Origin of the sequence: Mesorhizobium sp. M5C.F.Cr.IN.023.01.1.1 (assembly GCF_003997585.1) — a bacterium.
Classification (GTDB): Bacteria; Pseudomonadota; Alphaproteobacteria; order Rhizobiales; family Rhizobiaceae; genus Mesorhizobium; species Mesorhizobium wenxiniae.
Genome location: NZ_RZSU01000170.1, coordinates 1 through 9,553, shown reverse-complemented (window position 1 = coordinate 9,553; position 9,553 = coordinate 1). Strand labels below are relative to the sequence as shown.

Genomic DNA, 9,553 nt, shown 5'->3' with positions numbered 1-9,553 from the left:
ACCGCCGGCTGCGCCCTGAGGTCTCGGACGGCCGGTAGCCAGAACTTTACTCCGCCGGCATGGCAATCGCCCGGGCGGCCCGGTGGCCGGCGAGCATGACGCCAAGACCCAGGATCGGGAACACTGCTGCGACCAGGCCGAGATCGGCTGGCGCGCCATAGCGCAGCACCGTGCCGCCGACGACGGCGCCCAGCGCCACGCCGAGATAGAGCGCCGAGCCGTTGAGCGACAGCACGATGGGCGCTGCGTCGGGCGCCAGCCTGATGATGCGGCTGGCCTGCGCCGGCGGGAACGCCCAGCCGACGATACCCCACGGGACCATCATGGCCATCAGCGCCGGCCCGGCGATGCTGTGCGGCAGGAATGCCGGGATGACCGAAAGCATGACCAGCATGATCGCACTCAGCGCCAGCGACCAGCTGACGGTGCGCGTCGCGCCGAAGCGGTCGGCGGCCTGCCCGCCGGCAATGTTGCCGATGACGGCGCCGACGCCGAAGGCAAGCAGCATCCCGGGCAGCGCGATCGGACTCAAACCCCCGCCTTCGATGGCTAGCGGCGCGACAAAGGCAAAGACCGTGAAGGCGCCGGTGAGCGCCAGCAGCGTGGTCAGCAGGATCGATGGCACGCCGGGGCGAAGCGTTGCTGCCAGCCGCTGCCTGAGCGGCAGCTTGGTACCGACGATGCCCCGCGGCAGCCGGTACCACAGGATTGCGCCGGCCAGTGCGCCGAGCCCGGCGATGGCAAAGAACGTGCCGCGCCAGCCGGCGACGGTCGCGACAAGCGCGCCGAGCGGCGCGCCGACCGCCACCGCCACCGTGGTGCCGCCGACAACGACGGCAATGGCGCGGGCGCGGTGATGATCATCGACAAGCGCCACGGCCGTCCCCTGCGCCGTCGCCGCGAACAGGCCGGACGACAGCGCCATGACGATGCGTCCTATCAGCAGCAATTCGAACGAGGAACTCAGCGCCGCCGCCAGATTGCCCAGCACGAAAAACACCAGCGTCCACAAGATGACGCGCCGACGGTCCCATTCGCCAGTGAGCGTCGCCAGGATCGGCGTACCGATCGCATAGGCGAGCGCAAAAGCGGTGATCAGCGTGCCGGCGAGTGGAACGGAGATGGCGGCATCGGCTGCGATGTCGGGCAACAGGCTGGAAATGACGAAGCCTTCGGTCGCGATCGTGAACGACCCCAGCGCAAGCCAGAAGAGGCGCTTGTCCATGGCAACAATCCGTAGTTCAAAAGTTATTGAACAATTGTACATAATGGGGCATAGTGTCAAGGAAGCCATCCGAGAATAGCGAAACCCTCCTGACACCTCTATGTCAGGATAAGGTGGCAGGAGGAGAAACTGCGTGCATCCGCCAAGGAGAAGATGCGTTGAAATCGGCCCTGATTGCGCCTAGTTCTCCGGCATGACACTGCCCCACCCCACCGCCGACCAGATCACCCTGCCGAACGTGCTTGCCGTGCTCGGCGATCCCACCCGGCTGGCCATCGTGCGCTATCTCGCCAGCAAGGAAGGCGTGCCGCTGAATTGCAGCCAGTTCCTCGATCTCGGCTCGAAGACCAATCTCAGCTATCACCTGGCCAAATTGCGCGAGGCCGGCGTAACCCGCACCGAGGTGGTCGGCACCAGCCGGCTGATCACGCTGCGACGCGACGATCTCGACCGCCGCTTTCCGGGCCTGCTCGATAGCGTCATTGCCGCCGCCGTCGGCGATACGGCATTGCCCGCGGTCGGCGCGTCCGAAATCGAAGTCCGCGCCTGAGGCTGTTCCTCGCCCCCGTGCAACGGGGGAGAGGCGGCCGCGAAGCGGCCGGAGAGGGGCCTCCGAAGCGAACAAGCGATCGCATCAAGGGTGGCGGGCAGTCCCCCTCTCCCTCTCGGCTTCGCCGAGCCACCTCTCCCCCCACTTCCGTGAGGAACCAAAGTCCTGCAAGGTCCGCCCTTCCCGACCAGTAACTCGTCAACCTACGGAGCTTCCCCATGCGCATTGCCGTCCTCGCCGATATCCACGGCAACGTCCTCGCCCTGGACGCCGTGCTCGCCGATCTGCGGCAGCGCGGCAGCGCCGACCTCATCGTCAATCTCGGCGATTGCGTCTCCGGCCCGCTCTGGCCGCGCGAGACTTTTGAGCGGCTCGAAGCGCTCGCTCTGCCAACGGTGCGCGGCAATCACGACCGCCGCGTCGCCCGCGACACCGCCGATGAAGCCATGTGGCCGTCCGACCGCTATGCGCAGGAACGGCTAACGTCGGCCCAGCGCGAGGCGCTGTTGGCCTTGCCCCTCACGCTGGAGATCGCGCCGGGAGTGGCCGCCTTCCACGCCCGGCCCGACCACGACGAAGAATACCTGATCGATACGATAGCCGACGGCCGGCTGGTGCGTGCGCCGCTGGCCGCCATCAAGCGGCGGCTGGCCGCGCTCGATCCCGCTTGCCGCATCGTGCTGTGCGGCCACAGCCACCGCAGCGAACTGATCCGTATCCCCGACGGCCCTGTCGTCTTCAATCCGGGCAGCATCGGCTGCCCCGCTTATGGCGACGACACGCCACCGGCGCACGTCTCGGAGCAAGGCTCTCCGCATGCACGCTACGGCATTGTCGAACTGGGTGAGCCGGGCCGCCCCGGCCGTTTTGCGGCCATCGCCGTTGACTATGACCATGAGGCGGCAGCGCGGCAGGCCGAGCAGGCGGGACGGCCGGAATGGGCCCACGCGCTGCGAACCGGATTTATGCCAGGCTGAACGCGAAACGCGTTCAGCCCAGGCTGAGCGAGGTACGCGTTCATGCCGCCAGGCTGAGCTTGCTCATGCCCGGCTGAGCTTGCTCATGCCAGGCCGAATTTGTTCATTCCCCAGCCGCATTTTCCGGCTTACATAGCGCAATGTCGTCCCTTATAGAATCGACCTGGAATGCGGTGGCGTTTCCGTGCCTGGCTGCGCCTCCGGGAATGCTTCTATCGCCCACGGCCAAAATGATGAGGCGCACAGTCACGCTCCGAACGACGCTGTACGCGCTCACTGCCGCCCTTCTCCTGCTGACGGCGCTGCTGCCGGCCAAAGCCGAGGAGGGGCCGATCGTTTCCATCGTGACCGACCTCGCTCCAGGCGATCTCCTGAACGTCCGCGCCACGGCATCGGCGATGGGCAAGATCAAGGCTCGGCTGCCTAACGGTACGAGCGTCAACAATCTCGGCTGCAACGACGTCAATGGCTACCGCTGGTGCAAGGTCGCAGAAATTGACAATCCGCAACTGACGGGATGGGCTCCCGCCCGCTACCTGAACCCCGACAATCCGGCGGCCGTTTCGGATGCGGATGCCGAAACGACCGGCGAAGGCACGGCCCCTGCAGCCGAGGCCTCGAACCTGGTATCCGCAGATCAGCCGCTGCCCGACCTGACAGCGCGCCTGGGCGCGCCCGAAACCACGATGACAGCCGCCGACGCAATCGGCAGGGCGGCCATCGAAGACGCTTACCGCCTGGCGCTCGCGGCCAGCGGAAATCCTTCGACCGGCGAGACGCAGTCGCCCGCAGCAGCGGAGGAGCCCATCCGGCACCGCGCCGTCAATACAGCGCCTCCAGCCAACGCACAGACCGTTGCGCGGCTGCAGCCGCCGGGGAGGCCCGCGCCGGCCCTGGGTGCCCGCAACGAGATTCCTTGCGCGCGCTATGTCGGCCAGCCGATGACCAGCTGCAAGGCAGGCGTTGTCCACACGGGCGACAAAGCCGAGGTGACCGTGACCTGGCCCGATGGCGGCACCCGCGTCATCAGTTTCCAGGCCGGCCGGCCCGCCGGCTCGAATGCATCAGGCGAATTCCGCTACACCCGCGAGGGCAGCCTGAACCTGATCCGCGTCGGCGTTTCCGAACGCTTCGAGATCACGGATCAGTTGGCGCTGGGGGATGAGTGGCTAAGGGGAATAAGGCAGTAGGTCAGTAGGGCAATATGTTTAAAGGGCGCTCGAACCTCTGCCCTACTGCCCTACTGCCCTACTGCCCTACTGCCCTACTCGAATTTTAGGGGGTTACATCTGGCAAAACTCTTCCCTATAAGGCCCTCCTAGCCTGATACCAGAATCGCGAGCACAACCGGCCGGGTCTTCCCGTCCGGTTTTTCGTGCAAGCCGCCTGCCGAACGGACCCTCGATATGCCAAGACGCACCGACCTCAAGTCGATCCTGATCATCGGGGCCGGCCCCATCGTCATCGGTCAGGCCTGCGAGTTTGATTATTCGGGCACCCAGGCCTGCAAGGCGCTGAAGGAAGAGGGCTTTCGCGTCATCCTGGTCAATTCCAACCCGGCCACCATCATGACCGATCCGGAGCTGGCCGACGCCACCTACATCGAGCCGATCACGCCGGAGGTGGTGGCCAAGATCATCGCCAAGGAGCGGCCGGACGCCCTGCTGCCGACCATGGGCGGCCAGACGGCGCTCAACACCGCCTTATCGTTGCGCCGCATGGGCGTGCTCGAACGCTACAATGTCGAGATGATCGGCGCCGACGCGCATGCCATCGACAAGGCCGAGGACCGCGCGCTGTTTCGCGAGGCGATGAACAAGATCGGCCTGGAAACGCCGAAGTCGATGCTGGCCAACGCCACCGACGTAAAGAACGCCGACCGCAAGACCCACGAGGCCGAGCGCGCCGCGCTCAAGGCCGAGAAGCCCGAGAACCTCGACGCCGCGCTCGACGCGTTGGAAACGCGCTGGAACCTCGGCGAAGGCGACCGCAAGCAGCGCTACATCAGCCACGCCATGGCCATCGCGGCCCAAGCGCTCGACCATGTCGGCCTGCCCGCCATCATCCGCCCGTCCTTCACCATGGGCGGCACCGGCGGCGGCATCGCCTACAACCGTGCCGAATTCTACGAGATCGTCCAGTCCGGCCTCGACGCCTCGCCGACCACCGAAGTGCTGATCGAGGAAAGCGTGCTCGGCTGGAAGGAGTATGAGATGGAGGTCGTCCGCGACAAGGCGGACAACTGCATCATCGTCTGCTCTATCGAGAACATCGACCCGATGGGCGTGCACACCGGCGACTCGATCACCGTCGCCCCTGCCCTGACCCTGACCGACAAAGAGTACCAGATGATGCGCAACGCCTCGATCGCGGTGCTGCGCGAGATCGGCGTCGAGACCGGCGGCTCCAACGTGCAGTTCGCCGTGAATCCTGCCGATGGAAGACTTGTGGTGATCGAGATGAACCCGCGCGTCTCGCGCTCGTCGGCTCTCGCCTCCAAGGCGACCGGCTTCCCCATCGCCAAGATCGCCGCAAAACTCGCCGTCGGCTACACGCTGGATGAGCTGGAGAACGACATCACCGGCGGCGCGACGCCGGCCTCGTTCGAGCCGTCGATCGATTACGTCGTCACAAAAATCCCGCGCTTCGCCTTCGAGAAATTCCCCGGCGCCGAGCCGGTGCTGACCACAGCGATGAAGTCGGTCGGCGAAGTCATGGCCATCGGCCGCACCTTTCAGGAATCGCTGCAGAAGGCACTGCGTGGACTGGAAACCGGCCTGACGGGTCTGGACGAGATCGAGATCCCCGGCATCGGCCACGGCAGCACGCCAGCCAACCACGCCGACGACCGCAACGCCATCCGCGCCGCACTCGGCACGCCGACGCCGGACCGGCTGCGCATGGTGGCGCAAGCGATCCGCATGGGCACCTCCCTGGAAGACGTGCACGCCATGTGCAAGATCGACCCGTGGTTCCTCGAACAGATCGCCGGGCTCCTGGCCATGGAAGACCGCATCCGCGAGCATGGCTTGCCTGAGGACGCCGCCAATCTGCGCATGCTGAAGGCCATGGGTTTTTCAGACGCCCGCCTGGCGTCCCTGGTCAGGAAGGACGTGGAAGAGATTGAGAAGATGCGGCAAACGCTCGACGTTCATCCGGTTTATAAGCGCATCGACACCTGCGCCGCCGAGTTCGCCTCGCCCACCGCCTACATGTATTCCACCTATGAGGTGCCCTTCGCCGGCGCGCTCGCCAACGAGGCGCAGGTGTCGTCGCGCAAGAAGGTCGTCATCCTCGGCGGCGGCCCGAACCGCATCGGCCAGGGCATCGAGTTCGACTATTGCTGCTGCCATGCGGCCTTCGCGCTGCGCGACGCCGGCTACGAAGCGATCATGGTCAACTGCAACCCCGAAACCGTGTCGACCGATTACGACACGTCCGACCGGCTCTATTTCGAGCCGCTGACGCCGGAGGACGTGCTGGAGATCCTGCGCGCCGAGCAGGCATCGGGCGAGCTGGTCGGCGTCATCGTCCAGTTCGGCGGCCAGACGCCGCTGAAGCTCGCCGACGCGCTGGAGAAGGCCGGCATCCCGATCCTCGGCACCTCGCCCGACATGATCGATCTGGCCGAAGACCGCGACCGTTTCCAGAAGCTGCTGCACAAGCTCGGCCTCAGCCAGCCGAAGAACGGAATCGCCTATTCGGTCGAGCAGGCCCGCCTCGTCGCCGGCGAGCTCGGCTTCCCGCTGGTCGTGCGCCCCTCCTATGTGCTCGGCGGCCGCGCCATGCAGATCATCCCTGACGAAAGCATGCTGCAGACCTACCTGCTCGACACCGTGCCCGGCCTGGTGCCGGAGGACATCAAGCAGAAATATCCCAACGACAAGACAGGCCAGATCAACACGCTGCTGGGCAAGAACCCGCTGCTATTCGACACCTATCTCAGTGGCGCCATCGAGGTCGATGTCGATTGCCTCTGCGACGGCAAGGCGACCTTCGTCTCCGGCATTCTTGAACACATCGAGGAAGCCGGCATCCATTCGGGCGACAGCGCCTGCTCGCTGCCGGTGCACTCGCTGCCAGGAGCGCTCGTTGACGAGCTGGAGCGCCAGACGGCCGCACTCGCCCGCGCGCTCAATGTCGGCGGGCTGATGAACGTGCAATATGCGATCCAGGCCGGCACCGTCTATGTGCTGGAGGTCAACCCGCGGGCGTCGCGCACCGTGCCCTTCGTCGCCAAGACCATCGGCCGTCCGATCGCCAAAATCGCCGCCCGCATCATGGCCGGCGAGAGCCTGGAAGACGCCTTCGCCCATTACGGCGCCATGCCCGACCCCCGCAATCCCGGCCACATCGCGGTCAAGGAAGCGGTGTTCCCCTTCGCCCGCTTCCCCGGCGTCGACATATTGCTCGGCCCGGAGATGCGTTCCACCGGCGAGGTGATGGGCCTCGACCGCGACTTCGCGCTGGCCTTCGCCAAAAGCCAGCTCGGCGCCGGTGTCGACCTGCCACGCTCCGGCACGCTGTTCGTCTCGGTGCGCGACGAGGACAAGAAGGGCATATTGCCGGCGGTCAAGCGCCTCGCCGGCCAAGGTTTTAAAGTGCTGGCCACCTCCGGCACGGCGCGCTTCCTCGCCGAAAACGGCGTCGTCGCCGAAAAGATCAACAAGGTACTGGAAGGCCGCCCCCACATCGAGGACGCCATCCGCAACCGCCAGGTGCAGATCGTCTTCAACACGACTGATGGCCAGAAGGCGGTGTCGGACTCGAAATCGCTACGCCGCGCGACTCTGATGCAGAAGGTGCCGTATTACACGACGCTATCGGGCGCCGCGGCGGTGGCGGAGGCCATTGCGGCACTGAGGGCTGGGAGTTTGGAGGTGCGGCCGCTGCAGGAGTATTTTAGCTAAGAAACTGCGCCCACAAGCCGCCATGATACGTCACGGCGCCGCCCCTCATCCGCCTGCCGGCACCTTCTCCCCGCATAGTGACGAGGAGAAGGGGGCTGGCCGCAACGTCGGCGCTCTTCTTGCCACTTCGATGATTGGCGAAATCATCGGCGCAGGCTTCTTTCTCCCCGTCACTATACGGGGAGAAATGCCCGGCAGGGCAATGAGGGGCGGCGCCAGCGCCTGCTGATATGCGAATCCGAAGGTGAGATGATTGCCCTAGCACGACGCTAGAGAAAACCAATAAACCGCCCGGCGAAAAGCACGGATGTCCACAGCACCATCGAAAGCACCGCCAGCACGGTGATGACCCCACCTGCCGGCTCGTCACCGCCTCCTGCACGGTTCAAGCGCAGGAAGACGAGGAAGTTGGCGCCGGCTAGCAGGATGAACGTCATCTTGGTGAGGAAGATCGGCTTCGCCGCATACTCGCTCGCCCTGACTGAAAAGAGCAGCGACCCGGTGACAAGCGCACCGGCGAACGCGGCAAATGCGGTGCGGCGCAGCAGCGCGATGAACGCCGCGTATGGCAGCGAGCGGAAGGCGCCGAGGACCCTGAGGTCCATGAGCCAGACGCTGGTCAGCAGCGCGCCGATCGACATGATGTGCAGCGCGTTGACTATGGGATAGGCGACGAACGAGGCCTTCAGTGCCCGCACCAAGGCGAGTTGCTCGATGCCGGCGAGGAGCTCGTCCATTCAGGCCGGCGGCACGCGGTCGGGATAAACATCATAAGTCTTGCCATTGACGATGATGCGGGATGCTTTCATCCACTTCTCGGTCTCGTCGCGCGAGCGGTGGCCGATCGCGGTCACCTCGTCGCCGACTTTGGCGACCTCCTCGGTGAAGCCGGCGGCGATCGTCCGGGACGGCGGCGCCAAATCCACCCGCCAGACCTCGCCCTCTGCGTCGACATCCAGCGTGGCATGCGGATTGCCGATGTAGATGGCCGTGATCTTGCCCCGGAGTTCGAAGAACCCGTCCTGGGTCCACGACCAGCCGTGATGTGCATAGGCTACGGTGGTGGCGGCAAGGATCACTGCCGCTGTCAGCGTGACGCTGCGAAGCCCGTTGAAAGGTGACTGCATCGCTCGCCTCCTCGGTTCGTCCCGCCATTCGAGAGTAGGCCACGGCGCGGCAACGTCAAATCACATCGGTGCGACGGGCAGTAGGCGAAGCTGCCGATCTCCCCTCTTGCGAGGGAGATTGGATGCCGCGTCGGCTTTCGCCAACCACCAACGTTGGAAGGCAGGGCAATATGGGCAGCGCCAACCTGAAGCGATTGCCCTGCGATCGCCCGGATGAACGCTTGCTTATGACATCCATGCGCGCCATGTTCGGCCCGCCGCTCTTCTTCTCCATCGATGAAGGTCGGAGACTCACATCTGAACGAGGCACACCATGAGCAGTATGAGAGACCGTCAGGAAGGCTTCGAAAAGAAGTATGCGATGGACGAGGACACGAAGTTCAGGGCCATGGCGCGCCGTAACAAGCTCCTCGGCCTATGGGCCGCCGAAAAGCTCGGCAAAACCGGTGAGGACGCCGACGCCTATGCGAAAGAGGTGGTGCGCGCGGACTTCGAAGAGGCCGGGGACGACGATGTGTTGCGCAAAATACGCGCCGATTTCGACGCGGCGGGCGTCGCCCAGTCGGATGTTCAGATTCGCGGCGTTATGGACGAACTGCTGGTGACCGCGGTCGAGCAGATCAAGAACACATGAGAGCTGCGCCAGCTTAAAGCGCGTCGCGACGCGCTTTAAGCTCTCGTTTTACGCATGTCGTTATCCCAAAAAACGCTGCGCATCCTCGGGTCAAGCGGAGGGCATGCTTTTGGGTGCCATGCATTAGCTG

General features: G+C 65.0%; 8 protein-coding genes. 5 read left to right on the top strand and 3 right to left on the bottom strand.

All coding sequences use genetic code 11. The features are described 5' to 3' along the window. Nucleotides 1-46 precede the first annotated feature (46 nt). Entirely contained in the window at nucleotides 47-1,225 is a 1,179-nt protein-coding gene (locus tag EOA78_RS33800) for an MFS transporter (protein WP_127319872.1), read from the bottom strand. 193 nt (nucleotides 1,226-1,418) lie between these two features. On the opposite strand from EOA78_RS33800, the gene EOA78_RS33795 reads away from it, so the two are divergent. The 4 genes from EOA78_RS33795 (at nucleotide 1,419) to carB (ending at nucleotide 7,662) form a co-directional block, all read left to right on the top strand. Beyond that, on the top strand, nucleotides 1,419-1,775 hold the full coding sequence (locus tag EOA78_RS33795; RefSeq protein ID WP_127319870.1) for a helix-turn-helix transcriptional regulator: 357 nt from the start codon (nucleotides 1,419-1,421) through the stop codon (nucleotides 1,773-1,775). A 218-nt stretch (nucleotides 1,776-1,993) separates the two neighbouring features. Further along, the gene (locus tag EOA78_RS33790; RefSeq protein ID WP_127319868.1) at nucleotides 1,994-2,752 is read left to right on the top strand and encodes a metallophosphoesterase family protein; all 759 of its coding nucleotides are present in this window, start codon (nucleotides 1,994-1,996) and stop codon (nucleotides 2,750-2,752) included. A gap of 230 nt (nucleotides 2,753-2,982) precedes the next feature. Beyond that, nucleotides 2,983-3,942 (top strand): SH3 domain-containing protein, encoded by a 960-nt coding sequence (locus EOA78_RS33785; protein WP_348628520.1) that lies wholly within the window; start codon nucleotides 2,983-2,985, stop codon nucleotides 3,940-3,942. Nucleotides 3,943-4,158: 216 nt separating this feature from the next. Then, nucleotides 4,159-7,662: a carbamoyl-phosphate synthase large subunit gene (gene carB / locus EOA78_RS33780; protein WP_127319866.1), complete on the top strand. Its 3,504-nt coding sequence runs from the start codon at nucleotides 4,159-4,161 to the stop codon at nucleotides 7,660-7,662. A 269-nt stretch (nucleotides 7,663-7,931) separates the two neighbouring features. Here carB and EOA78_RS33770 read toward each other — a convergent pair whose 3' ends face one another. Both EOA78_RS33770 and EOA78_RS33765 read right to left on the bottom strand, forming a co-directional pair. Beyond that, nucleotides 7,932-8,399, bottom strand: coding sequence for a DUF6644 family protein (locus EOA78_RS33770; protein WP_127319865.1), 468 nt, complete (start codon nucleotides 8,397-8,399; stop codon nucleotides 7,932-7,934). Further along, on the bottom strand, nucleotides 8,400-8,789 hold the full coding sequence (locus EOA78_RS33765; protein WP_127319864.1) for a DUF6152 family protein: 390 nt from the start codon (nucleotides 8,787-8,789) through the stop codon (nucleotides 8,400-8,402). It abuts the gene before it with no gap. Between the two features lie 313 nt (nucleotides 8,790-9,102). On the opposite strand from EOA78_RS33765, the gene EOA78_RS33760 reads away from it, so the two are divergent. Then, the gene (locus tag EOA78_RS33760; protein ID WP_127319863.1) at nucleotides 9,103-9,423 is read left to right on the top strand and encodes a DUF1476 domain-containing protein; all 321 of its coding nucleotides are present in this window, start codon (nucleotides 9,103-9,105) and stop codon (nucleotides 9,421-9,423) included. Nucleotides 9,424-9,553: the final 130 nt, after the last annotated feature.